General features: G+C 71.6%; 21 protein-coding genes and 1 riboswitch. Of the genes, 8 read left to right on the top strand and 13 right to left on the bottom strand.

All coding sequences use genetic code 11. The features are described from left to right. The first annotated feature begins 98 nt into the window (after nucleotides 1–98). Nucleotides 99–1,025: an endonuclease/exonuclease/phosphatase family protein gene (locus Val02_RS12940; protein WP_203899263.1), complete on the top strand. Its 927-nt coding sequence runs from the start codon at nucleotides 99–101 to the stop codon at nucleotides 1,023–1,025. Here the strand turns inward: Val02_RS12940 and Val02_RS12935 are convergent. Next, entirely contained in the window at nucleotides 1,012–2,625 is a 1,614-nt protein-coding gene (locus tag Val02_RS12935) for a methyl-accepting chemotaxis protein (RefSeq protein ID WP_203899262.1), read from the bottom strand. The two genes, Val02_RS12940 and Val02_RS12935, sit on opposite strands and share 14 nt — an antisense overlap. Before the next feature lie 116 nt (nucleotides 2,626–2,741). Between Val02_RS12935 and Val02_RS12930 the strand changes: the two genes are divergently transcribed. The 3 genes from Val02_RS12930 to Val02_RS12920 are packed head-to-tail and all read left to right on the top strand — an operon-like array spanning nucleotide 2,742 to nucleotide 4,662. Beyond that, entirely contained in the window at nucleotides 2,742–3,365 is a 624-nt protein-coding gene (locus Val02_RS12930; protein ID WP_203899261.1) for a hypothetical protein, read from the top strand. Further along, nucleotides 3,362–4,048, top strand: coding sequence for a DUF4166 domain-containing protein (locus tag Val02_RS12925; RefSeq protein ID WP_239152815.1), 687 nt, complete (start codon nucleotides 3,362–3,364; stop codon nucleotides 4,046–4,048). The genes Val02_RS12930 and Val02_RS12925 overlap by 4 nt, the downstream gene beginning before the upstream one ends. Next, entirely contained in the window at nucleotides 4,045–4,662 is a 618-nt protein-coding gene (locus tag Val02_RS12920; protein ID WP_239152813.1) for a TetR/AcrR family transcriptional regulator, read from the top strand. Before Val02_RS12925 ends, Val02_RS12920 begins: the two co-directional genes overlap by 4 nt. An 11-nt stretch (nucleotides 4,663–4,673) precedes the next feature. On the opposite strand, the gene Val02_RS12915 is transcribed toward Val02_RS12920, so the two are convergent. From Val02_RS12915 to Val02_RS12900, 4 genes are all read right to left on the bottom strand, one after another. Then, complete coding sequence (locus Val02_RS12915; RefSeq protein ID WP_203899259.1) at nucleotides 4,674–5,318, bottom strand: hypothetical protein; 645 nt, start codon at nucleotides 5,316–5,318, stop codon at nucleotides 4,674–4,676. A gap of 1 nt (nucleotide 5,319) precedes the next feature. Beyond that, nucleotides 5,320–6,885, bottom strand: a complete 1,566-nt coding sequence (cimA, locus tag Val02_RS12910; RefSeq protein WP_203899258.1) for a citramalate synthase — start codon at nucleotides 6,883–6,885, stop codon at nucleotides 5,320–5,322. A 191-nt stretch (nucleotides 6,886–7,076) separates the two neighbouring features. Beyond that, nucleotides 7,077–8,174, bottom strand: coding sequence for a branched-chain amino acid aminotransferase (locus tag Val02_RS12905; protein WP_203899257.1), 1,098 nt, complete (start codon nucleotides 8,172–8,174; stop codon nucleotides 7,077–7,079). 85 nt (nucleotides 8,175–8,259) lie between these two features. Next, nucleotides 8,260–9,285, bottom strand: a complete 1,026-nt coding sequence (locus Val02_RS12900) for a 3-isopropylmalate dehydrogenase (RefSeq protein ID WP_203899256.1) — start codon at nucleotides 9,283–9,285, stop codon at nucleotides 8,260–8,262. Between the two features lie 120 nt (nucleotides 9,286–9,405). Between Val02_RS12900 and Val02_RS12895 the strand changes: the two genes are divergently transcribed. After that, a complete protein-coding gene (locus Val02_RS12895; RefSeq protein ID WP_203899255.1) occupies nucleotides 9,406–9,630 on the top strand; it encodes a hypothetical protein in 225 nt (74 codons plus the stop codon). A gap of 60 nt (nucleotides 9,631–9,690) precedes the next feature. Here the strand turns inward: Val02_RS12895 and serA are convergent, their stop codons facing one another. Together serA and Val02_RS12885 are read right to left on the bottom strand one after the other, a co-directional pair. Beyond that, a complete protein-coding gene (gene serA / locus Val02_RS12890; protein WP_203899254.1) occupies nucleotides 9,691–11,301 on the bottom strand; it encodes a phosphoglycerate dehydrogenase in 1,611 nt (536 codons plus the stop codon). Nucleotides 11,302–11,526: 225 nt separating this feature from the next. Then, the gene (locus tag Val02_RS12885) at nucleotides 11,527–12,144 is read right to left on the bottom strand and encodes a DUF6891 domain-containing protein (protein ID WP_203899253.1); all 618 of its coding nucleotides are present in this window, start codon (nucleotides 12,142–12,144) and stop codon (nucleotides 11,527–11,529) included. Nucleotides 12,145–12,302: 158 nt separating this feature from the next. Between Val02_RS12885 and Val02_RS12880 the strand changes: the two genes are divergently transcribed. Continuing rightward, nucleotides 12,303–12,713, top strand: a complete 411-nt coding sequence (locus Val02_RS12880) for a hypothetical protein (protein ID WP_203899252.1) — start codon at nucleotides 12,303–12,305, stop codon at nucleotides 12,711–12,713. Nucleotides 12,714–12,798: 85 nt separating this feature from the next. Here Val02_RS12880 and ilvC read toward each other — a convergent pair whose 3' ends face one another. From ilvC to Val02_RS12860, 4 genes are all read right to left on the bottom strand, one after another. Beyond that, on the bottom strand, nucleotides 12,799–13,809 hold the full coding sequence (gene ilvC, locus Val02_RS12875) for a ketol-acid reductoisomerase (RefSeq protein ID WP_203899251.1): 1,011 nt from the start codon (nucleotides 13,807–13,809) through the stop codon (nucleotides 12,799–12,801). Nucleotides 13,810–13,838: 29 nt separating this feature from the next. Then, nucleotides 13,839–14,357, bottom strand: a complete 519-nt coding sequence (ilvN, locus tag Val02_RS12870) for an acetolactate synthase small subunit (RefSeq protein WP_203899250.1) — start codon at nucleotides 14,355–14,357, stop codon at nucleotides 13,839–13,841. Nucleotides 14,358–14,368: 11 nt separating this feature from the next. Next, nucleotides 14,369–16,228: an acetolactate synthase large subunit gene (locus Val02_RS12865; protein ID WP_203899249.1), complete on the bottom strand. Its 1,860-nt coding sequence runs from the start codon at nucleotides 16,226–16,228 to the stop codon at nucleotides 14,369–14,371. A gap of 166 nt (nucleotides 16,229–16,394) precedes the next feature. Continuing rightward, nucleotides 16,395–18,668: a putative bifunctional diguanylate cyclase/phosphodiesterase gene (locus tag Val02_RS12860; RefSeq protein ID WP_203899248.1), complete on the bottom strand. Its 2,274-nt coding sequence runs from the start codon at nucleotides 18,666–18,668 to the stop codon at nucleotides 16,395–16,397. A gap of 92 nt (nucleotides 18,669–18,760) precedes the next feature. Between Val02_RS12860 and ilvD the strand changes: the two genes are divergently transcribed. Both ilvD and glyA read left to right on the top strand, forming a co-directional pair. Then, a complete protein-coding gene (gene ilvD / locus Val02_RS12855; RefSeq protein ID WP_203899247.1) occupies nucleotides 18,761–20,608 on the top strand; it encodes a dihydroxy-acid dehydratase in 1,848 nt (615 codons plus the stop codon). Nucleotides 20,609–20,737: 129 nt separating this feature from the next. Further along, nucleotides 20,738–20,829, top strand: a riboswitch (ZMP/ZTP riboswitch). Between the two features lie 28 nt (nucleotides 20,830–20,857). After that, entirely contained in the window at nucleotides 20,858–22,126 is a 1,269-nt protein-coding gene (glyA, locus tag Val02_RS12850; RefSeq protein WP_203899246.1) for a serine hydroxymethyltransferase, read from the top strand. Between the two features lie 6 nt (nucleotides 22,127–22,132). Here the strand turns inward: glyA and Val02_RS12845 are convergent, their stop codons facing one another. Beyond that, nucleotides 22,133–23,905 carry a hypothetical protein gene (locus Val02_RS12845; protein WP_203899245.1) on the bottom strand — a complete coding sequence of 591 codons (1,773 nt, stop codon included), beginning with the start codon at nucleotides 23,903–23,905 and terminating at the stop codon, nucleotides 22,133–22,135. A 10-nt stretch (nucleotides 23,906–23,915) separates the two neighbouring features. Further along, entirely contained in the window at nucleotides 23,916–24,194 is a 279-nt protein-coding gene (locus Val02_RS12840) for a ubiquitin-like small modifier protein 1 (protein WP_203899244.1), read from the bottom strand. Between the last annotated feature and the right edge of the window lie 57 nt (nucleotides 24,195–24,251).

The raw sequence follows: 24,251 nt of genomic DNA, 5'->3' as shown, positions 1-24,251 counted from the left end.
TTGACTACCGTGCCGACGGTGACGATCGATCCCGACCCGGCGCTCAACCCGCCCGACAACACCCGTCGGCCCGCGCGGTGAGGGTCTATCCCTACGCCGTGAGCGGTCTGATCGCCGCGCCGTTCGTGGTGTGGGCGGCGGTGCGCCTGACCGGCCTGGAGCCGGGGTGGCCCTGGGTGCAGCTCGTGGCGTTCACGCCGTACGTGGCGCTCTGCGGGCTGCTCGTGGCGATCGCGCTGCTCGGCCTGCGGCGGTGGGTCGCCGGCGGGGTGGCGGCGGTCGCCGCCGTCGCGCTCGTGGCGGTCGTGGTCCCGCGCGCGGTCGCGGACGGCGGCAGCCCGCAGGGGACTGCGCTGCGCGTGCTGACCGCCAACCTGCTGGCCGGCGAGGCCGACGAACGCGCCGTGCTCGACCTGGCGAAGCGGCTGAACGTCGACCTGGTGGCGTTCCAGGAGTTCACGCCCGGGGCGGAGCGGGAACTCGACGCGGCCGGCATCGCCGACGTGCTGCCGCACCGGGCGTCGTTTCCGGTCGAGGGCGTGGAGGGGTCGGCGGTGTTCAGCCGGCACCCGTTGCGCGATCCGGCGGTGCGCACGCAGAAGGGCGGGTTCCGGCAGGCGCGGGCGACGGTAGAGCTGCCGGGCGGGACGCGGGTCGAGTTCGAGTCGGTGCATCCGATGGCGCCGCACGCGCGCGCCACGACACCGCTGTGGCGCCAGAACCTCGACGCTCAGCAGCGCGCCACCCCGGATGGCCCGATCCGGGTGCTGGCCGGCGACTTCAACGCGACCCTGGATCACGCGGCGCTGCGCCGGCTGATCGACTCCGGCTACCGCGACGCGGCGAGCGTGACCGGCGACGGGTGGAGCCACACGTGGCCGTACGACGAACGCTGGTACGTGCCGACGGTGGCGCTGGACCGCGTGCTCGTCGACCGCCGCGTCGGCGTGCGGCGGGTCGAGACGCACCGCACGCCGCGCAGCGACCACAAGGCGCTCTACGCCGAACTGGTCATCGCGTCGTGAACTCGCCGACCAGTTCCTGCAGCTCGGAGGCCATGCGGGCGAGGTCCGTGGCGGCCCGTCGGGAGTCGTTCACGCGGGCGTCGGTGGTGCGGGCGGCGTCGGCCACACCGTCGATGTTCGACGCGATGTCGCCGGCCGCCGTGAACGCCGACTCCACGTGGCGCCCCATCTCGCCGGTGGTGGCGGTCTGCTGTTCGACCGCGCTGGCGATGGTGGCGGAGTAGCCGCTGACCCGTTCGATGACGGCGGAGATCTCGCCGATTGCGGCAACGGCCGCCTCGCTGTCGGACTGGATGGCGCCGATCCGTCGCGAGATGTCGTCCGTGGCGCGCGCGGTGGCCTGCGCCAGGTCCTTGACCTCGTTGGCCACCACGGCGAACCCCTTCCCGGCCTCGCCGGCGCGGGCGGCCTCGATGGTGGCGTTCAGGGCGAGCAGGTTGGTCTGCTCGGCGATCGAGGTGATCAGCTTCACGACGCTGCCGATCTCGCCGCTGGAGCGGCCGAGCTGCCCCACGGTCTCGTTCGCGGTCTCGACGAGGCCCACGGCGCTGTGGGCGACCCGGGCCGCGTCGGTGGCGCTGCCGGCGATCTCCCGGATGGAGGCCGTCATCTCCTCCGTGCCGGCCGAGACGGTTTCGACGTTGCGGGCGACCTCGGCGGCGGCCGTCGTGACGCGTTCGGCGCGGCCGCTGGTCTGCGCGGCGCTGTCGGCGATGTGCGAACTCACCGCGCTCAGCTCGTCGGCCGCCCGGGCCAGGGTGGCGCTGCTGCCGCCGATGCGGTTGACGATGGCGCCGAGCCGGTCGTTGGCGGCGTCGAGTTCGCCGGCCATGCGGCCGATCTCGTCCCGGGAGTCGATGTCGGCGTGCCGGGCGAGGTCTCCGGCCGCGAGCCCGGCCACCACCCAGGAGACCCTTTTGACGGAACGCACGATGCCCCGCGCCACGAAAAGCCCGAAGCCCACCGAGATCAGCAGCCCGGCGGCGAGGCTGGCGATGATGATCACGCGGGAGGAGCTGTACGAGGCGGCCGCCGCGTCGGCCCGCTGCTTGCCGTCGGCGCTCTCGCGGGCGATCAGCTCCTTCACAATGGCGACGGCCTTCTCGTAGGCGGGGTCGGCCTGCTCGTCGCGGAGCCGTTCGACCAGGGCCCGGTCGCCGGCGCGGCCGGCCGGGATGACCTCGTCGCGGCAGATCCGCACGTAGGCGGACCAGGCGGAGCGCAGCGGGTCGATGAGTTCGGGGGCGGCGGTCTCCCGCACGTAGGCGTCGAGCTTGTTGTTGAACGTCGCGTGCGCCTCGTTGACGTCGCCCTCGTACTTCTGCTGCGTGACGGGATCGCTCGACAGCGCGTGGTTGAGCATCGCGACGCGGGTCGCCGCCATCACCTCGTACACCTGGGAGATGCGCTGCACCGGCACGAGGCCGCTGCGGTACAGCTCGTCGGCCTCGGCGTTCAGGGCGGCCATCCGGGTGATGGAGAGGCCGCCGATGAAGCACGAGAAGACCGCGAGGACGCCGACCACCGACAGGATCTTGACGTTCAGTGACCGGTCCCGGGTGAGCCGGGTCAGCAGTCGTCGCGGGGGTGTCGATGCCATGCCAGGCCGTCGGCGGCACCAGCGTGTGCTTGAGCACATTGAGCCTTTGCTCATCTTGAGCGGTCGCTCAAACGGCGCTACCTTCTTGAGCAGTCGCTCAAAACTCGGGAGCACCCATGATCCACGTGGAAACGACGATCCGCGCCGACCTCGACGCCCTCTGGCGGCACACCCAGGACCCCGCCGCGCACCGGCGCTGGGACCTGCGGTTCGGCCGCATCGACCCGCTCGCGGACGGCCGGTTCCGCTACGCCACCCGCGTCCTGCCGGGGGTCACCGTCGCCGGCGACGGCATCGCGTCCGGGACCCGGCACCGGGCCGACGGCACCGCCGTCTCCGCGCTGCGCTTCTCCTCCGACGACCGGCGCTCGATCATCCGTTCCGGGGCGGGGTACTGGCGGTACGAGCCGACGCCGGACGGCATCCGCTTCCACACCGGGTACGACTACCGGGTGCGCTGGGCGCGCCTCGGCCGGCTCGCCGATCGCGCGTTCCGGCCGGTGTTCGGGTGGGCGACGGCGTGGTCGTTCGACCGGTTGCGGCTGTGGCTGGAGGAGGGCGTGCCACCCGAGCGGGCGCTGCGGCACGCGCTGATCGACCTCGGCGGGCGGATCGGGATCGTGGCGGTCGTGGCCCTCGTCTCCGGGCCGGCCGAGACCCTGGTGGCCGCCGGACTCGTCGCCGTGGTGCCGCCGTGCCGCCGCACACCGGCCGCGCGCCGCTGCGAGTGGTCCGCGTGAGCGTGGTGCGCGTGTCGGACTCGATCTTCGCGCGGGCGCTCGGCGCCGATTTCGACAGACTGCATCCGCGGCTGCGTCGCCGGTTCGGGTTCGCGGCCGCCGACGGGATCGCGTGCATCGGTTCCGGCTCGATGGAACGGATCTGGCGCGGCCGGGCGTTCACCCTCCCGTTCCTCCACGTGGGGTCGGCGCGGCACATCCTCTTCCCGGAGACCGGGCACGACGTGCCGTTCACCATCGAGAACTGGGCCTACCGCGACCGCTACGGGCGCGACACCATGACCTTCGTGCGCACTTTCGAACTGGCGCGGCGGCGCCGCCGGTTCGACGCGACAATGATCTACAGCCCGCTACGCCGCGGGATCGTCGACTACCTCGGCACGCACCAACATCTGGCAGTGGATCTGAACGTCTCCGTCGACGCGCGCGGCGGCCTGCGGATCCGCAGCGGCGCCCAGCGCTTCCTGCGCACCCGGTGGCCCGAATACCTCACCGGCGTCGCCGACCTGCGGGAGTGGTACGACGACGCGAGCGAACGCTTCCGTATCCAGGTCGCCGTCACGCACCCGCGGTTCGGGCCGCTCTTCGGCTACTCCGGCAGCTTCGTGACCAGCTACGTCGACACCGGAACGACCCCCGTGCCGGCATGCGCCAAGCCGGTCCGCGAGAATCCCCGGGAGTGAGCACCAAGGAACGCCTGATCGAGGGCGCACTCGTCACGCTCCGCAAGGAGGGGATCGCCGGCGTGTCGGCGCGCACCATCGCCGCCACCGCGGGCGTCAACCAGGCGCTGGTCTTCTACCACTTCGGCAGCGTCGACGAACTCCTCGCCGAGGCCTGCGTCGCCGCCACCACCGCCCGGCTGGCCGCCTACCGCGAGAGGTTCGCGGCGGTGCGCAGCATGCGCGAACTGCTCGACGTCGGCCGCGCCCTGCACGAGGAGGAACGCGAACTCGGCAACGTGACGATCCTGGCGCAACTGCTCGCCGGTTCGCAGACGGACCCGAAGCTCGCCCCCGCCACGGCCCGCGCCCTGAACATGTGGACCGCGGAGATCGAGACGGTGCTCACCCGGCTGCTCGCCGACTCCCCTGTCGCGGAGGTGCTCGACCCGCCGGGGCTCGCGCGCGCGGTAGCGGCCGGCTTCGTCGGCATCGAACTCTACGAGGGCGTGGACCGCGCGGGCGCGGAGGCGGCACTGGCCGCCCTGGAGCGGCTGGCGGTGCTGGTCGAGGTGGCCGACTCGCTGGGCCCGGTCGCCCGCCGCGCGCTCCGCTCGAAGCTCCGCCGCGCATAGCCCCGGCGGGGTCAGGAGGCGCGGTCCTCCATCTCCCACGCGTGGTCCAGCACGTGCCACGCGATCCGCCGCGCCGCGTACCGCACCGGCCAGCCGCGCGGCACCACCCCGGCCCCGTCCGGCGACGGCTTCGCGAGCACCGCCACGATGTCGGCCCGCAGCGCCTCGATCGCCTCGCTGTCCCCCAGCGCCGGCTGCTTGTGCCGCACGCCCAGCTTCCGCGCGTAGGACGCCTCGGCGCCCAGCACGTGGTCGATCATCTTGTCCCGGTCGCGTCCGCCGCCGCGCGGCCCCTTGCGCAGCGACTCCGGCGACTCGGCCGCGATCCGGTCGAACACCTCCCAGGAGGCCCGCACCAGCCCGGACGCCCGTTTCGCCTCGGCCGCCGAGACGGCGGTCAGGTCGGCGTCGGGCACCCGGTCGGGCGCGCCGAAGTCGGTCGTGGCGTTGCCGGCGACCCGCTCGACGACGACGTACTCACGGTCGGCCGGGAAGCGCACCCCGGCCACGGAGCACACGTCGGCGTACCGGTCGGCGTAGTCGTCGAGCGCGGTCAGCGCCAGCTCCTCGGTGCGCCCGGAACGCGCCCATCCGGGCCATTCGAGCGCACACGCGAAGACCTTCTTCTTGCCGACTTCGAGATACACCCGGGCCATCTCAGGACGGTACAGGTGATCTCGCCAAACCGTAGGTGAGCGCATCGACCAATGCGTGCCAACTGGCCTCGACGACGTTCTCGTGGACGCCGACCGTGGTCCAGGAGCGGTCGCCGTCGCTGGTCTCCACGAGCACTCGCGTGACCGCGTCCGTGCCGTGGCTGCCCTCCAGGATCCGCACCTTGTAGTCGTTCAGCTCGAACCCCTTGAGCTCCGGGTAGTGCTTGGTGAGCGCCACGCGCAGCGCCTCGTCCAGGGCGTTCACCGGCCCGTTGCCCTCGGCCGTGGCGATGACCCGTTCGCCGCGAACGCGCACCTTCACCGTGGCCTCCGAGACGACGGCCCCGTCCTCCCTGTGCTCGACGAGCACGCGGTAGCTCTCCAGCCCGAACGGCCGCGCCGTCGCCTGGTCGAGTTCGGCGCGCACCATCAGTTCGAACGACGCGTCGGCCGCCTCGAACGACCACCCGCGGGTCTCCAGGTGCTTGACCCGGTCGGTGACCCTGCTCAACGCCTCGGGATGGCCGGCCAGGTCTAGCCCAAGTTCGCGACTCTTGAGCTCGATGCTGGCCCGGCCGGCCATCTCCGTGACGAGGATCCGCATGTCGTTGCCGACAACCGACGGGTCGACGTGGTTGTACAGCAACGGGTCTACCTTGATCGCGCTCGCGTGCAGGCCCGCCTTGTGAGCGAACGCTGACGACCCGGCATATGCCTGGTGGGTGTCCGGGGCGATGTTTGCGATTTCGGCGATGGCGTGCGAGACCCGCACCATCTGTTCCAGGCAGCCCTCCGGTAGGACGGGCATGCCGAGCTTCAACTGAAGATTGGCGACGACGGCGAAGAGGTCGGCGTTGCCGGGCCGTTCGCCGTAGCCGTTCGCGGTGCATTGGAAGTGCGGAACGCCGGCCTCGACGGCGGCGATCGTGTTGGCCACGGCGCAGGAGGTGTCGTTCTGGCAGTGGATGCCGAGGCTGTCCACGTCGATGCCCAGCTCACCGATGGCGCGGGTGATCATCGACGGGAGCATGCCGCCGTTGGTGTCGCACATGACGACCTTCTCGGCGCCGGCCTCCAGCGCGGCGCGCACCACCGAGCGCGTGAACTCGGGGTCGAACCGGAACCCGTCGAAGAAGTGCTCGCAGTCGACGAAGACCCGGCGTCCCTCGGCCACCAGCAGCGACACCGTGTCGTGCACCATCGCGAGGTTCTCCGCGGCGGTGGTGCGCAGCGCCTTCTCGACGTGGCGCAGGTCGGACTTGGCGACCAGGGTGACGACCGGCGTCTCGGCGTCGAGCAGCGCCTTGACCTGGGGATCGGCGTCGGCGCGCAGGGAGGCCTTGCGGGTCGACCCGAACGCCGCCAGCACGGCGTGCTTGAGCGTCAGCTCGTTGCGGGCGCGGCGGAAGAACTCGGTGTCGGTGGGGAGCGCACCCGGCCACCCGCCCTCGATGAAGCCGACGCCGAACTCGTCGAGCAGCTTCGCGACGGCGAGCTTGTCCACCGCCGAGTACGTGATGCCCTCGCGCTGCCCGCCGTCGCGCAGCGTCGTGTCGTACACCTGCATGTTGGGGGCCTCCTTCGGCCAAGAAAAAGACCCCCCGCCGAAGGCGAGAGGTCTAGCGCGTCCGCGTGGGTCTGATGCGGCGCGCTAAGTGGCAATAATGAGCCGGGTCACGACGAAGACCATACGCGCTATCTCAGCAAATGAGGGCCCGATCCCACGGACCGGACCCTCATCGTGAAATTTCCTGGACATCAGGCCAGGCGGCGGACCCAGCCGTGCGGGTCGGGCGCGTCGCCGCGCTGGATGGCCACCAGCGTGTCGCGCAGGCCCTGGGTCACCGCACCGGTGCTGCCGTCGGCCACGACGATCTCCCCGGCGGGCGAGCGCACCACGCCGATGGGCGTGATCACGGCGGCCGTCCCGCAGGCGAACGCCTCCCGCAGCCGGCCGCTGGCGGCGTCCTCCCGCCACTGCGCGAGCGCGTACTGCTCCTCGCGCACCTCGTGCCCCTTCTCCCGGGCGAGCGTGATCAGCGCGTCGCGGGTGATGCCGGGCAGGATCGAGCCGGTCAGCGGCGGCGTCACGATCGAACCGTCGTCGAAGACGAAGAAGACGTTCATGCCGCCCAGCTCGTCGATGTACTTGCGCTCGACCGCGTCGAGGAAGATCACCTGGTCGCAGCCGTGCTCGATGGCCTCCGCCTGCGAGGCGAGGCTGGCCGCGTAGTTGCCGCCGCACTTCGCCGCGCCGGTCCCGCCCGGGGCCGCCCGCGTGTAGTGCTCCGACGCCCACAGCGTCAGCGGCTTCACGCCACCGGCGAAGTAGGCGCCGGCCGGCGAGGCGATCGCGCAGTACAGGTACTCCATGGCCGGCCGCACGCCGAGGAAGACCTCGCTGGCGAACATGAACGGCCGCAGGTACAGGCTCGTCTCGGCGCCCTGCGGGATCCATTCGCGGTCGACGCGCACGAGCTCCTCCAGCGAACGGAGGAACAGCTCGTCGGGCAGCTCCGGCATGGCCATGCGGCGCGCGGACTCCCGGAACCGGCGCGCGTTGGCGTCCGGCCGGAACATCGTCACGGAGCCGTCCGAGCCCTGGTACGCCTTGAGCCCCTCGAAGATCTCCTGCGCGTAGTGCAGCACGGCGGCGGCCGGGTCCAGCGGGATCGGCGCCCGGGCCTCCACACGCGCGTCGTACCACCCCTTGCTCTCGGCCCAGCGGATCGTGACCATGTGGTCGGTGAAGATCCGGCCGAACCCGGGGCTGCTCAGCAGCGCGCTCCGCTCGGCGGCGGGCACCGGGTTGGCGTTGGGATGGAGCTCGAAGTCGAGGCGGTCACCGCCGGTCATGATGTCCTCCGGGTAAGGGTGTGGTGCCTGAATCTACCCCGGAACGAACGTTAAGCCATTGCGGCGACGGAAAGGCTGGGCAGCTTCAGACGGTACTGGCCAGCCGGTCGCCGACGTCGGCGGTGCGCAGCGGTGCCCCCGGGGTGCGGGCGGATAGCTCTGCCGCGACCGCCCCGAGTACTCGCTCCGCCTCCTCGCGCCTGCCGAGATGTTCGAGCAGCAGCGCCCCGGAGAGCACGGCCGCGACGGGGTCGGCGACCCCCTTGCCGGCGATGTCGGGCGCCGAGCCGTGCACCGGCTCGAACATGGACGGCTTCGCCCCGGTCGGGTTGATGCACCCGCTGGCGGCGAGGCCGATGCCACCCGTCACGGCGGCGGCGATGTCGGTGAGGATGTCGCCGAACAGGTTGTCCGTGACGATGACGTCGTAGCGCTGCGGCTGCGTCACCAGGAACATGGCGGCCGCGTCGACGTGCTGGTACTCGGTCTCGACGTCCGGGTGCTCGGCGGCGACGGCGGCGAACGCCCGCGCCCACAGCCCACCGGCGTGGGTCAGCACGTTGGTCTTGTGCACCAGCGTCACCTTGCGTCGCGGCCGGGCCGCCGCGCGGGCGAACGCGTCGCGGATGACCCGCTCGACGCCGTGCCGCGTGTTGAGGCTCTCCTCGGTGGCGACCTCGGCGGGCGTGTCCCTGTGCAGCGTGCCGCCGGCGCCCGCGTACAGCCCCTCGGTGCCCTCGCGCACGCAGATGAGGTCGATCTCGCCGGGCTTGACGCCGCCGAGCGGGCTGGCGGTGCCGGGCCAGAGCCGGGACGGCCGCAGGTTGACGTACTGGTCGAAGACGAAGCGCAGCTTGAGCAGCAGCCCGCGCTCGAGCACTCCCGGCGGCACGCTCGGGTCGCCGACGGCGCCGAGCAGGATGGCGTCGTGGCCGGCGAGCTCGTCGAGCACGCTGTCGGGGAGGATCTCGCCGGTGCGGTGGTACCGCGCCGCGCCGAGGTCGTACTCGGTGTAGGAGAAGCCGGGTGCGACGGTGTCGATCACCTTGCGCGCCTGGGCGACCACTTCGGGGCCGATGCCGTCGCCGGCCACCACCGCGATCCGCGCCACCGCGCTACCTCCTCTGTCCCGCTGACCGCCCGACGCTACAGCGCTGTCCCGCCCTACGGTCTTCCAATCCCATCTTATGGAACGCCGTTTGCACATCGGCACGGCGGGAAAACAGCACGCATGGCAACCGTGACCGCTGACGACATCCGCGTGCTGGCCCAGAGCGACCTGCCCGACGCGGCACTGATCCTGGACGGCGACGACGTGCGCGTGGCACCCGGGATCGAGGTGCGCGAGGGGCAGGTGCTCCTCACCAAGATCTCGCTCGTCTCCGAGGTCGGCGAGGACGTGACCGACGTGGACGCCGAACTGATGGCCGCCGGCCTCACCGCGAAGCTGCCGTAGCGGCGGACACGACGAAGGGCGCCCCGCACCGGCGGAGCGCCCTTCGTGGAGTGCGTGGGATCAGTGCTGGGTGAGGTCCACCGCGCTGGCGGTCGTCGCGCCGATCGACTCGGCGGCCTTCGCCAGCAGGTCCGGGGCGACCGTCCCGTCCACGGTCAGCGTCATGAGCGCCTCGCCGCCGGCTTCCCGCCGGGCGACCTGCATCGCCGCGATGTTGACGCCCGCGTCGCCCAGGATCGAGCCGACCGTGCCGACCACACCCGGGCGGTCGACGTAACGGAAGAAGAGCAGGATGCCCTCGGCGGTCAGTTCGAGCGCGAACCCGTCCAGCTCGGTGAGCTTCTCGGCCTCACGCGGCCCGGCGATGTACGTGCCGGAGACCGACACGACCTGGCCGTCCGGCAGCGCACCCCGGACGGTCACCAGGTTGGCGTGCTCCACGCTCTCGGCGTTCGTCACGAGCTGCAGTTCGACGCCCCGCTCGCCGGCCAGCAGCGGCGCGTTGACGTAGGTGACCTGGTCCTCGACGACCGCGCTGAACAGGCCCTTCGTGGCGGCCAGCTTCAGCACCGACACGTCGTTCGCCACAATCTCGCCACTGACCTCGACCGTGACGGCCGCGGCCACCCCGCCCGCGACGGCGGTGAAGACCTGGCCGAGCTTCTCGGCGAGCGGGAGCAGCGGGCGGACGTCCTCGGCGACGACGCCGCCGGCCTGCACGTTGACCGCGTCCGGCACGAACTCGCCCTGCAGCGCGAGCTTCACGCTCTTGGCGACGGCGAGGCCCGCCTTGTCCTGCGCCTCGTTGGTGGAGGCGCCGAGGTGCGGGGTCGCCACGACGTTGTCGAACTTGAACAGCGGCGAGGACGTGCACGGCTCCTTGGCGTACACGTCGATGCCGGCGCCGCCGACCCGCCCCTCCTCGATCGCGTCCGCGAGGGCCTGCTCGTCGATGAGGCCGCCGCGCGCCGCGTTGACGATCCGCACGCCGGGCTTGACCTGGGCCAGCTCCTTGGCGCCGATGAGGCCCACGGTCTCCGGGGTCTTCGGCAGGTGGATCGAGATGAAGTCGCTCTCCCGCAGCAGCTCGTCGAGGCCGACGAGGCGCACGCCGAGCGCGGCCGCACGGGCCGGCTGGATGTACGGGTCGTACGCGATGAGGCGGGTGCCGAACGCCGCCATCCGCTGCGCGAACAGCACGCCGATGCGGCCGAGGCCGACGACGCCGACGGTCTTGCCGACGATCTCCACACCGGTGTACTTCGAACGCTTCCACTCGCCGTTCTTCAGCGCCGTGGAGGCACTGGCGGTGTGCCGCGCGACGGCGAGCAGCAGCGCGACGGCCTGCTCGGCGGCGGAGACGATGTTGGAGGTGGGCGCGTTGACCACCATGACGCCCCGGGCGGTAGCGGCGGGGACCTCGACGTTGTCGAGCCCGACGCCCGCGCGGGCGACCACCTTGAGGCGAGGGCCGGCGGCGATGGCCTCGGCGTCGACCTTCGTGGCGCTGCGCACGATGATCGCGTGTGCGTCGGCCAGTGCGGCGAGCAGCTTCGGACGGTCGGTGCCGTCGACGTGACGGACGTCGAAGTCGTCGGCCAGCACCTCGAGCGCGGCGGGGGCCAGCTCCTCGGCGATAAGTACCACCGGGCGGTCTGCAGAGAGCGTCATGAAGTCCTCTAGATGCGAGTCTGGAATGGACTGTGATCGATACCGCGTTTCGGGCGGGTTACGCCCCGGTGTCCGGTTGAGAACACGTCCGCAGCTACTCGCGATCGTAGGCGGGAGCACCCGGCGAGGGCGTACCGACTCTACGTGAGTGCGCTCACAGAATGCGAAAAGCGCACTATTGGCGGTGATATATCCGCTTCGTCGTTACCGGAACGGGTGAGGCCGTCACGGCCTGCGGCGCTGCCAGTTCACGGCCACCATGATCCGCTTGGAGAGCTTGCCGCTCCACGTGGTGTCCAGGTCGTGCCGCCGCAGAACGGCCACCACCTCGTGCCCGACCGCCACCCAGTCGGCCTCGTCGTTGCTGTCCGCCCCGTAGTTGAGGTACAGCCCGCCGCTCTCGACGGCGGACTCGGTGTCCTGCTGGTGGAAGAAGGTGTACCCGCGGGCCGAACCGTGGCGTTCCATCTCCTCGCCGATCTCGGCCGCGCCGCAGTTGCCGCAGCAGGAGAAGTTCTCCCGGGCGACGATGCCGTCGCGCTCCAGTTCCTCGAACGCCGCGTGCAGCCGGTCGTAATCGGTCACCTCGGGGAAGCCCGCCTGCCGCTCGGCCTGCTCGCGCAGCGCCCGTTCGAGCTCGGCGTCGACGAACGCCTCGACCTCGGCCTCGGTCATCTCCTCCGGCGGCTCGTCGAGCGCGTACTCGAGGGCCTCCTCGCGGATCTGCTCGCGTTCGGCATAGCCGGCGGCCACCTGCGTGCGGATCAGATCACGGGCGCCTTCGAGGTCACCCGGAAGGTCGTCGTCGCCGCGAAGCTCGTCCGGTGCGGGAGTCTGGCTCACGAAACGTGAGCATGTCACCGTCGCGCAAGCCGCCCGACATCGACCCGTCAGCGTCGGCTTTCCGATATTCGATGATCTCCGCCCGGATGAACCGACACGTGCGCCCGGCCCGTACTTTGGGGCGCATCTTCCAACCCCGACTGACGGAGGACCACCACATGAGCGACGACTACAGCGGCTACGAGGACGACCCGACCGCGCACGACGGTTACGACGCCGGCACCCCCGACACCTCGCACGCGTTCGGCGGCGCCGACGTCATCGGGCAGCCGTTCGGCGAGATCGGCGGCTACGGTCAGGAGGGTCATGACGACACCACGACCTACCCGGCCGAGGGCACGGACGAGCAGCCCGACCCGTACGCCAACGAGAGCGAGGCGCAGGCCGACCCGTACGCCAGCGAGGGCCAGCAGGCCCCGTTCGGCGGCGGCTACGAGTTCGGCCAGCAGCAGGACGCCGGCTACGCCGACCAGCAGCCGGCGAGCGAGGCCGACCCGTACGCCACCGACCAGGCCGCCGCGCCGGCCGAGGGCCGCGATTCGTTCCACACCGGCCAGCCCGCTTCCTGAGTCCCACCCCACGCAAACGGCCCGCCCCGAACACATCGGGGCGGGCCGTTTCGGGAAATCCCTAGGAAATCAGGAATCCTGAAGATCAGGCGGTGTCGGTGAGCGGCCGGTCCACCCAGCTCATCAGCCCGCGCAGCTTGCGCCCGGTCTCCTCGATCGGGTGCTGCGCGCCCTGCTCCTGCCACTTCTTGAAGTTGGGGCGGCCGGCGTCGTCCTCGGCGACCCACTCGCGGGCGAACTCGCCGGACTGGATCTCGCTCAGGATCTTGCGCATCTCGCCCTTGACCCGCTCGTCGACGACCCGCGGGCCGCGCGAGTAGTCGCCGTACTCGGCGGTGTCCGAGATGGAGTAGCGCATCCGCGCGATGCCGCCCTCGTACATGAGGTCGACGATCAGCTTCAGCTCGTGCAGGCACTCGAAGTAGGCCACCTCGGGGGCGTACCCGGCCTCGGTCAGCACCTCGAACCCGGTCTGCACCAGCGCGGTCGCGCCGCCGCAGAGCACCGCCTGCTCGCCGAAGAGATCCGTCTCGGTCTCCTCCTTGAACGTCGTCTTGATGACGCCGGCGCGCGTGCCGCCGATGGCCTTCGCGTAGGACAGCGCCAGCGCCTGCGCGTTGCCGCTCGCGTCCTGCTCGACGGCGACGAGGGCCGGCACGCCCTTGCCGTCCACGTACTGGCGGCGCACCAGGTGCCCCGGCCCCTTCGGCGCCACCATGGCGACGTCGACGTCGGCCGGCGGCTCGATGAGCCCGTAGCGGATGTTCAGGCCGTGGCCGAAGAAGAGCGCCTTGCCGGCGGTCAGGGACGGCGCCACGTCGTCGGCGTACACCTTCCGCTGGGCGGTGTCCGGCACCAGGATCATGATGACGTCGGCCTCCGCGGCGGCCTCGGCGGGCGTCACCACCCGCAGGCCCTGCTCCTCCGCCTTGGCCCGGCTCTTCGAGCCCTCGGGCAGACCGACCCGCACGTCGACGCCGGAGTCGCGCAGCGACAGCGCGTGCGCGTGGCCCTGGCTGCCGTAGCCCAGGATCGCCACCTTGCGGCCCTGGATCACCGACAGGTCGGCGTCGTCGTCGTAGAAAACCTCGACCATTACTGTCCCTTCAGCTTTTGCCGCGCCGTTTACGAAGCGGCCCGCAGGGCCGGCCCGGCGGTGATCGCGCGGGAGCCACGCCCGATCGCCACCATGCCCGACTGCACCATTTCCTTGATTCCGAACGGTTCGAGGTCACGCAGGAGGGCGTCCAGTTTCTCGCCCGTTCCCGTCGCCTCGATGGTCAACGTCTCGGCGGCCACGTCGACGACGCGCGCCCGGAACAGTTGCACCGTCTCCAGCACCTGACTCCGGACCGCACGATCGGCGCGGACCTTCACCAGCAGGAGTTCCCGTTGAACGCTGGCGTTGGCGTCCAACTCCACGATCTTGAGAACATTCACCAGCTTGTTGAGCTGCTTCGTGACCTGTTCGAGCGGGCTCGCGTCGGCGTTCACCACGATGGTGATGCGGGAGACCTCGGGGTTCTCGGTCTCCCCGACGGCGAGTGAGTCGATGTTGAACCCGCGCCGGGAGAACAGCCCCGACACCCGGGCCAGGACACCCGGCTTGTTCTCCACGAGCACGGACAGCGTGTGTGTCGTCATCGCTCAATCCCTCACACGTCGTCTTCGTCGAAGATCGGCCGCACGCCGCGGGCGAACAGGATCTCGTCGTTGCTGGTGCCGGCGGGCACCATCGGCCACACCATCGCGTCCTTGCCCACCACGAAGTCGATCACGACGGGCTGGTCGTTGATCCGCATGGCGGTCTCGATCGTGGCGTCCACGTCGGCGGCGTTCTCGCAGCGCAGGCCGATGCAGCCCAACGCCTCGGCCAGCTTGACGAAGTCCGGGATGCGGTGCTTGTGCGTGCCCAGGTCGGTGTTGGAGTACCGCTCCTCGTAGAACAGGGTCTGCCACTGGCGCACCATGCCCAGGTTGCCATTGTTGATCACGGCGACCTTGATCGGGATGCCCTCCAGGGCGCAGGTGGCCAGTTCCTGGTTGGTCATCTGGAAGCAGCCGTCGCCGTCGATCGCCCACACCACCGCCTCCGGGCAGCCCTGCTTGGCGCCCATCGCGGCCGGAACGGCGTAGCCCATCGTGCCGGCGCCGCCGGAGTTGAGCCACGTGCCGGGCTTCTCGTAGGAGATGAACTGCGCCGCCCACATCTGGTGCTGGCCGACCCCGGCCGCGTAGATGGCGTCCGGGCCGACGATCTCGCCCAGCCGCTTGATCACGTACTGCGGCGACAGCGTGCCGTCCGGCGGCTCCTCGTACCCGAGCGGGTAGCGCTCGCGCAGCTCGTTGAGCTGGGTCCACCACTCCGTGATGTTGCCCCGGCGGCCGGCCGTGTGCTCGTGGCCCACCGCCGTGATCAGTTCCTGGATGACGTGCTTCGCGTCGCCGACGATCGGCACGTCGGCGGTGCGGTTCTTGCCGATCTCGGCCGGGTCGATGTCGGCGTGCACGATCGTGGCGTTCGGCGCGAACGTCGACAGCTTGCCCGTCACCCGGTCGTCGAAGCGGGCCCCGAGCGCCACGATCAGGTCGGCGCGCTGCAGGGCGTACACCGCCGAGACGGTGCCGTGCATGCCCGGCATCCCCACGTGCTGCTCGTGCGAGTCGGGGAACGCCCCGCGCGCCATCAGCGTCGTCACGACCGGCACCCCGGTCAGCTCGGCGAGGGTGCGCAGCTCCTCCGACGCCTTCGCCTTGAGCACACCGCCGCCGACGTACAGCACCGGCCGCTTGGCGTTGGTGATCAGGCGCGCGGCCTCGCGGATCTGCTTGCCGTGCGGGTGCAGCGTCGGGTGGTAGCCCGGCAGTTCGAGCGTCGGCGGCCAGTTGAACGTCGTCTCGGCGACCAGCACGTCCTTCGGGATGTCGACCAGCACCGGCCCGGGCCGCCCGGTAGCCGCCAGGTGGAACGCCTCGGCGAGGATGCGCGGGATCTCCTCGCCGGTCTGCACCAGGTAGTTGTGCTTGGTGATCGGCAGGGTGATGCCCTGGATGTCGGCCTCTTGGAAGGCGTCCGTGCCGATGTACGGCCGGGCGACCTGGCCGGTGATGGCGACGATCGGCACCGAGTCCATGTACGCGTCGGCGATCGGCGTCACCAGGTTGGTCGCGCCCGGGCCGGACGTCGCCATGCACACGCCGACCCGGCCGGTGGCCTGGGCGTAACCGGTCGCCGCATGGCCGGCGCCCTGCTCGTGCCGCACCAGGATGTGCCGCACCTTCGAGTCGAACAGCGGGTCGTACGCCGGGAGGATCGCGCCACCGGGAATGCCGAAGATCGTGTCGACCCCGAGCGCCTCCAACGAGGCGACGAGGGCCTGGGAGCCGGTCATCTTTACGTCGACCACCCGCTCTCCCGCGCCGCCGACGGCGGCCGGCGCGGCGGAGCCGGCGCTCGTGGCGCCCGGGCTCGGATGTGATCGGTGGGCCAGGATCTCGGGTGTCGGCTTGCTCATGGCTCTCGTCGCACCTATCCGCATGGGTCGGGGCAGAAGCGCTGTCGGACAACGTTTGAGGGCAACAAAAAACCCCACGTGCGGGGCACGGGGGTCAGCGCGTCGGGCACAGGGCGCGACGCGCTAGGTGAGAAGTACTCGCCGGGCCCTCTTCGACAGCATGGGCCTAACTCTGACGGATCTCACGCGCTGAGTCAACCGATCCCACACTCTGGGCGGGGATCCGTGGCGAGCCGCCGATCTGCTCCCCGAACAGGGCTTCCACGCGCTCCGCCGGCAGCGGCCAGCCGAACAGTTCGCCCTGTGCGTAGCGGCATCCGCAGCCGTGCAGCAGGTCGCGCTGGCCGGGCGTGACGACCCCCTCGGCGATCACGTCGAGCTGCAGCCGCTTCCCCAGTTCGACGACGATGTCGGCGAGCGGGTCCGTCGAGCGGGTGTCCTCCGCGTCGAGCAGCGCGTGGTCGATCTTCAGGATGTCGACCGGCAGCGTACGGAGGAGGTTCAACGAGGAATAGCCGGAACCGAAGTCGTCGAGGGCGACCTTGACGCCCGCCTCGCGCAGCGCGGACAGCCGGTCCTTGAGCTGGTCCACGTCGAGCGCCATCGCGTGCTCGGTCACCTCGATCACGAGCTTTTCCGCGGGAACGCGATGCGTGCGCAGCACCTCGACGACCCGGTGCGCGTACTCCGGGGTGTGCAGCTCGCGCACTGACGCGTTGATCGACAGCCAGAGGTCGTGGCCGTCGGCGATCCAGCGGGACAGCTGATGGCACGCCTCGTGCACCACGAACGTCCCCAGCTCGTGGATCAGCCCCGCCTCCTCCGCCACCGGGATGAACTCCGCGGGCGACACCGAACCCAGGCGCGGGTGGTGCCAGCGCAGCAGCGCCTCCACGCCGGCGACGTATCCCTCGGCGACCGTCGCGATCGGCTGGTACACCAGCATCAGTTCGCCGCGTTCGACCGCGCCGCGCAGCTCCTGCTCGAGATCGCTGCGCCGGGAGACCAGTTCGTCGTAGGTGGCGTCGTAGGACTCGTACCGGTTCTTGCCGCGCACCTTCGCCGAACGCAGCGCCAGGTCGGCGTTGCGCAGCAGCGAGTCGATGCTGTCGGCGGTGGCGCAGCCGGCCATCCCGATGCTCGCCGACACGAACACCGAACCCGACGCCAGCTCGTACGGCTTGCTGAGCACACCGAGGATGCGTTCGGCGACGGTGGTGGCCTCGGACGGCTTGGCCCACATGAGCACCGCGAACTCGTCCCCGCCGAGCCGCGCCGCGCAGTCGCCCGGCCGCACGTTGGAGCGCAGCCGCCGGGCCACCTCCACGAGCACGTCGTCGCCGACGTCGTGGCCGCGCACGTCGTTGATGTACTTGAAGCCGTCGAGGTCGATCGCGAGCAGCACGCACGCCGGCCCGCCGACCGCCTCGGTGTCCAGGATGCGGATCAGCTCCCGCCGGTTGGCCAGCCCGGTGAGCGCGTCGGTGTGCGCCATCTCCCGGAAGTGCGCCTCGCTGTCGGCGAGCCTGGCCAGGTAACGGCGGATGTCGCGGCGGGAGAGCCCCTGCTGCGCGGCGAGCAGCCCGCCGATGATCGTGGCCACGAAGACGCTGCCGCGATCCAGCGGCGCACCGGTGGACAGCCGCCACAGGCAGGCCGCCAGCGCCGCCGCCACCGGCACCGTGGAGATCGCGACCCCCGCCGCGGCCGGTGCCGGCACCTGCGCCCGCCGCGCGCGCTGGGCCCGCAGGCCGCCGAGCGCCATCGAGACGAAGCCGGCCCCGAGCAGGCAGCCGCCGACCGGCGCGAGCACCTTCGGCGAGTAGCCGGCCGTGGCGAGCACGACCGTGCCGGCGCCGAGGCAGATCTGCGCCGCGCCGGCCAGCCCGGCCAGCGCCGTCGTCGGGGTGCGCCACAGGTGGACGGCGCTGATCAGCACGCCGCCGAGGACCGCGGCGATCACCAGCATCGGCACGGTCACCGCGAGACAGTCGGCGTCGAGGTCCATCGCCAGGAGCGCGCCGCCGCGCCCGGCACGGTGCGCCGGCTCCAGGATCAGGGACCAGGCGACGTAGAACGCGCACGCGGTCAGCAGCAGCCCGTCGAGCACCCGCGAGGCACGGGCCGTCGGGGGAACGATCGTCGGCAGCATGAGCAGCCCACCGAAGATCACCACGCAGGCGAGGGCGAAGCCGATCCCGCTCACCAGCACCAGCGCCGTGTCCCCGACCCCGCCCGCCCGCAGCCCCGCGACCAGCGCGAACACCACGCTGGCGAGCGTCACGCCGGCCGCGACCGGCAGGTAGGTGGCCCGCGGGGCGCGCGGACCGGTGCGCACCGCGCGCAAAAGGACGGCGACACAGAACCCGGCCGGGACCGCACAGGCCACGGCGACCACGGCGAAGAGGGCAACCACGTCGGAACCCACCGTTGGAGGCACGAAAACACTGTGCCTCAGATCAACGTCACACGGGAGCCCATCTTTTGGACGCGAGTTACAGCCGGTCCGGTCGGAGGGTGCACACTTCCCCTATGCCTGAACTGCGGTCGAAGACCTCCACCCACGGCCGGAACATGGCGGGCGCGCGTGCCCTCTGGCGTGCTACCGGCATGACCGACAGCGACTTCGGGAAGCCGATCGTCGCCATCGCCAACAGCTTCACCCAGTTCGTACCGGGGCACGTGCACCTCAAGGACCTCGGCGCGATCGTGGCCGACTCGGTGGCCGAGGCCGGTGGGGTGGCGAAGGAGTTCAACACGATCGCCGTGGACGACGGCATCGCCATGGGCCACGGCGGGATGCTCTACTCGCTGCCCAGTCGCGAGCTGATCGCCGACGCGGTCGAGTACATGGTCAACGCGCACTGCGCCGACGCGCTGGTGTGCATCTCCAACTGCGACAAGATCACGCCGGGCATGCTGATGGCGGCGCTGCGCCTGAACATCCCGACCGTGTTCGTCTCGGGCGGGCCGATGGAGGCGGGTAAGACGATCGCCGTCGAGGGTGTCGTGAGCCCCAAGCTCGACCTGATCGACGCGATGATCGCCTCCGCCGACGAGAAGGTCAGCGACGAGCAGCTCGGGGTGATCGAGCGTTCGGCGTGCCCGACGTGCGGCTCCTGCTCCGGGATGTTCACGGCCAACTCGATGAACTGCCTCACCGAGGCCATCGGGCTGGCCCTGCCCGGCAACGGCTCGACGCTCGCCACGTCCGCGCTGCGCCGGGACCTGTTCGTGCAGGCCGGCCGCGTCGTCATCGACCTGGCCACGCGCTACTACTCCGGCGACGACGCCTCGGTGCTGCCGCGCGCGATCGCCTCGCGGGCCGCGTTCGAGAACGCCGTCGCGCTGGACGTGGCGATGGGCGGCTCCACCAACACGGTGCTGCACCTGCTCGCCGCGGCGCGGGAGGCCGAGCTGGAGTTCCACGTCGGCGACATCGACGCGATCTCCCGCCGGGTGCCGTGCCTGGCCAAGGTCGCGCCGAACTCGCAGCAGTACCACATGGAGGACGTGCACCGCGCCGGCGGCATCCCGGCGATCCTCGGCGAACTGAACCGCGGCGGACTGCTGCACCGCGACGTCCACTCGGTGCACTCGTCCACATTGGACGAGTGGCTGTCCACTTGGGACATCCGCGGCGGATCCCCTTCCCCGGAAGCGGTCGAACTCTTCCACGCGGCGCCGGGCGGGGTGCGCACGACGCAGCCGTTCGAGTCGACGAATCGATGGTCCACATTGGACACCGACGGGGCGGCCGGCTGCATCCGTTCCGTCGAGAACGCCTATACCGCCGACGGCGGCCTGGCGATCCTCTTCGGCAACCTCGCGCCCGACGGCGCCGTGGTGAAGACGGCCGGGGTGCCGGCCGAGTGCCTCACCTTCAGCGGGCCGGCGCGGGTCTTCGAGTCGCAGGACTCGTGCGTCGACGCGATCCTGCGCGGCGAGATCAAGCCCGGCGACGTCGTGGTGATCCGCTACGAGGGGCCGCGCGGCGGGCCGGGGATGCAGGAGATGCTGTACCCGACGTCGTTCCTGAAGGGGCGCGGGCTCGGCCGGGCCTGCGCGCTCATCACCGACGGGCGCTTCTCCGGCGGCACCTCGGGGCTCTCCATCGGCCACATGTCGCCGGAGGCGGCCAGCGGCGGGCTGATCGCGCTCGTCGAGGAGGGCGACACCATCGAGATCGACATCCCGACCCGCCGCCTGGAGCTGGCGGTGGCGCCGGAGGTGCTCGACGCCCGCCGGATCGCGCAGGAGAAGCGGCCGCGCCCGTACACCCCGGTCGACCGGGAACGCCCGGTCAGCGCCGCGCTGCGGGCGTACGCCAGCATGGCGACGAGCGCCTCGGACGGCGCGTACCGGCGCGTGCCGGAGTAGCGGCGTATTCGCCGATCTTGCAGTTGTGGCGCCCGGGTTGTCCATCGCGCTGCTGATATGTCCCAGCCACAACTGCAAGATCGGCCGCGAACGTCACCCTCGCGGGAGCCGCGGGCTCCGGTAGCATCGCCCGGGTATCGCGACTGGCGCAGCATCTGAAGGTGGAATCGACCACCGGGGAGCGACCTCGACCGACCGCACCGCGCGCCTGGGTGCACGGTCACCTGGCAGCCGCCTAGGAGGACGCTCATGCACGTGCCCCCGCTGACCGCGCTCACCGCCGCCGACCCCGACGTCGCGCGCCTCATCGAAGCCGAGTCGACCCGCCAGCACGACAAGCTCCGGATGATCGCCTCGGAGAACTACGTCTCGAACGCCGTTCTCGAGGCGACCGGCTCGGTCCTCACCAACAAGTACTCCGAGGGCTACTCCGGCAAGCGCTACTACGAGGGCCAGCAGTTCATCGACCCGATCGAGGAACTGGCGATCGCCCGCGCGAAGTCGCTCTTCGGCGTGGATCACGCCAACGTGCAGCCGTACTCCGGCTCGCCGGCGAACCTGGCCGTGTACATGGCGTTCGCCAAGCCCGGCGACACGATTCTCGGCCTCGGGCTGCCGCACGGCGGGCACCTCACGCACGGCTGGTCGGTGTCGGCGACCGGCGCGTGGTTCAACGCCGTGCGCTACTCCGTGCGCCGCACGGACGGGATGATCGACTTCGACGAGGTGCGCGACCTGGCGCTCGCCGAACGCCCGAAGATCATCTGGTGCGGCGGTACCGCCATCCCGCGCACGATCGACTACCCGAAGTTCGCGGAGATCGCGCGGGAGGTCGGGGCCGTGCTGGCCGCCGACATCGCGCACATCGCCGGCCTCATCGCCGGTGGCGCGCACCCCTCCCCGGTCGGGTACGCCGACGTGATCACCACGACGACGCACAAGACGCTCCGGGGCCCGCGCGGCGCGATGATCCTCTCCACCGAGGAACACGCGAAGGCGATCGACAAGGCGGTCTTCCCCGGTCTGCAGGGCGGGCCGCACGACCACACCACCGCCGCCATCGCGGTCGCGCTGGGCGAGGCTGCGCAGCCGTCGTTCCGCGACTACGCGCACGCCGTCGTGGCCAACGCGAAGGCGCTCGCGGCGGCGCTCGTCGAGCAGGGGTTCGACCTGGTGACGGGCGGTACGGACAACCACCTGATCCTGATCGACCTGACCCGGCGCGACGTCGGTGGCAAGCCCGCCGCGCGTGCGCTGGACCGGGCCGGCATCGAGCTGAACTACAACTCGGTGCCGTACGACACGCGTAAGCCGTTCGACCCGTCGGGCATCCGGCTCGGCACCGCCGGCATCACCACCCGCGGGCTGACCCCGGAACACATGCCGCAGGTGGCGCGCTGGTTCGCCGACGCGGTCGACGCGGGCGTCAAGGAGGACGACGCCGCCCTGGACCGGATCGCCGGCGAGGTGCGGGACCTGCTCGACGGCTTCCCGATGCCGGGCTGGACCAGGGTCTGATCCTCGCTACCGGGGCCCGGCGTCGTCGGCGTCGGGCTCCGGCGGGGCCAGCAGCGGAAGAAGTGCCTCCAGCACCGGCACGCTGAGCAGGTTGGGCTCCGCCGCCAGGAACTCCCCCGCCTCCTCCACGAACCGCTCCGTCGCCACCACCCGCACCCCCTCGACCTCGGGGATGTCGAGGTGCACCGCGTCGCCGGGGCGTTCACTCGCCGGATGCACCGTCAGGAACGCCCGCAGCGTCGCCCCCACCGGCGTCAGCCGCTCCGCCCAGGTGCGCAGGTCGTCGACGACCGCGTCCACGTCGTCCGTCCCCGGGGCGAACGGCCGGCCGTCGCGCCGCACCTCGTTGCCGCCGATGTCGTACTCGCCGCGCGGCCACACCGTCGCGCCGACCAGCGCCACCCGCCGCCCGGCGACCACCAGATGCCCGCAGCGCCCGTCCGGCAGCGCGAAGAACCGGGCCGCCGGGATCTTCTCCAGCGCCGGCAGCTGCGGCTCCGACTCCCGCCGGTTGAGCCCGAACCACCGTCGCTCCGCGACGACCCGGACCGAGTCGCGTGCCGACCTGCGCGCATCCGTCCAGGTCCCCGCGACGATTCCACATATCGTGGGAACGGCATAAGCGAGATTGCCCAGCACCAACCGCACGATGCCGGCGAGATCCCAGGCCTCCGGCACCATCGAACGGGCGACGAAACTCCAGCACACCACCCCGACCAGCAACCCGGCGAACGCCACCAGCGGCCAGCCGCGCGCCGCCGTGACCAGCGCGGCGATCCCCGCGAGTGCGGCCAGGAGGCTCCACGCGAGATCCCACCGGGCCACCCCGTAGCCGGTGATCGCCAGGACGGCCAGCCCGGCCACGCCCAGCAGCCCCACCGGCACGAACGCCCCCGGCCGCGCCGTCACCGTCTCCCGCCGGATGCGGGGCAGCCAGGACGGCGGTGCGCCGGAGGCCGGGGCGAGCGTCGCATAAGCCCCGGTGTCGAACCCGTGCGCCGCACTGACCCCTTGCGGGCGCCGCCCGGCACGCGCCTCCCGATCGCCCGGATCTTCGCGCCCCCGCGCACCGCCACCGCTCACCGGATCGATGACATCGCCCCGACCGCCACGGCCACGCCCGGCGCCGCTGACCGGCACACCACTCACCGGCACACCACTCACCGGCACACCACTCACGGGGCCACCGCTGACGGGCACCCCACGCCCGCCCGCCCGACGCCCCGACCCCACACCACCGCTCACCGGCCCGCCGCTGGTCGGCACACCACGCCGCCCGCCGTCGGTCGGCGCACCGCCGACCGGAGCACCATGCCGGCCACCGCCGACCGCCCCGCCACTGACCGGCGCATCACGCCGGCCGCCGCCGACCGCCCCGCCACTGACCGGCGCATCACGCCCGCCACCGCCGACCGGCCCGCCGCTCGTCGGCACACCGCGCCGCGCGCCTCCGGCCGAAGCGCCCCGCCCGGCGCCGCTCACCGGCGCGTCGGGACCGAAGCCGTCGTCCGCTGCCGCACGCCGACGCCCACCGCTCTCGCGCGAGGCGCCGTCCGGCCGCGGCTCGTCGTCCGGCCGCAGCGCCTCGAACCAGGTGGTGGCGTCGCTGACGAAGGCCTCGTCCCGCTCGGCGGCGCGCCGCCGTCCCGACCTGCGCCCCCACCCGGAGCCGCTCCCCGCCGACCCGCTTTCACCCCGGGCGTCATCGGCACCCGGGACGCCCACGGTGTGCCGCTGATGCGGCGGTGCCGCCGGCCCGTCCGGATCTCTCCCGTCCACGGGTAGGAAGTCAACCACCCGCGACCGAGGGAAGCACCTGTATCTCCGTGCCATCGGGCACCGGTGTGGCCAGCCCGGACAGCCGCCGGCACTCCTCGCCGTCGACGAAGACGTTGACGTATCGGCGCAGTTGTCCCTGCTCGTCCCGGATCCGCCGGTCGAACCGGGGCCACCGCGCCGCCACCTCGTCGAGCACCTCGCCGAGCGTCCCGCCGACGTCCACGCGCACCTTGGCCTGGTCCTCGATGTCGCCGCGCAGCACTCCCGGCACCAGGATGGTCACGCTCATCGCGGAAAGCCCCGCAAGATCAATGTGCACTCCGTTGCGCGACACGCCGAGGGAGGC

This window comes from Virgisporangium aliadipatigenens, from assembly GCF_016863615.1.
In the GTDB taxonomy this organism is placed as follows: Bacteria; Actinomycetota; Actinomycetes; order Mycobacteriales; family Micromonosporaceae; genus Virgisporangium; species Virgisporangium aliadipatigenens.
Note: the sequence above shows the minus strand (reverse complement) of the source record. Positions and strands in the feature narration are given on the sequence as shown.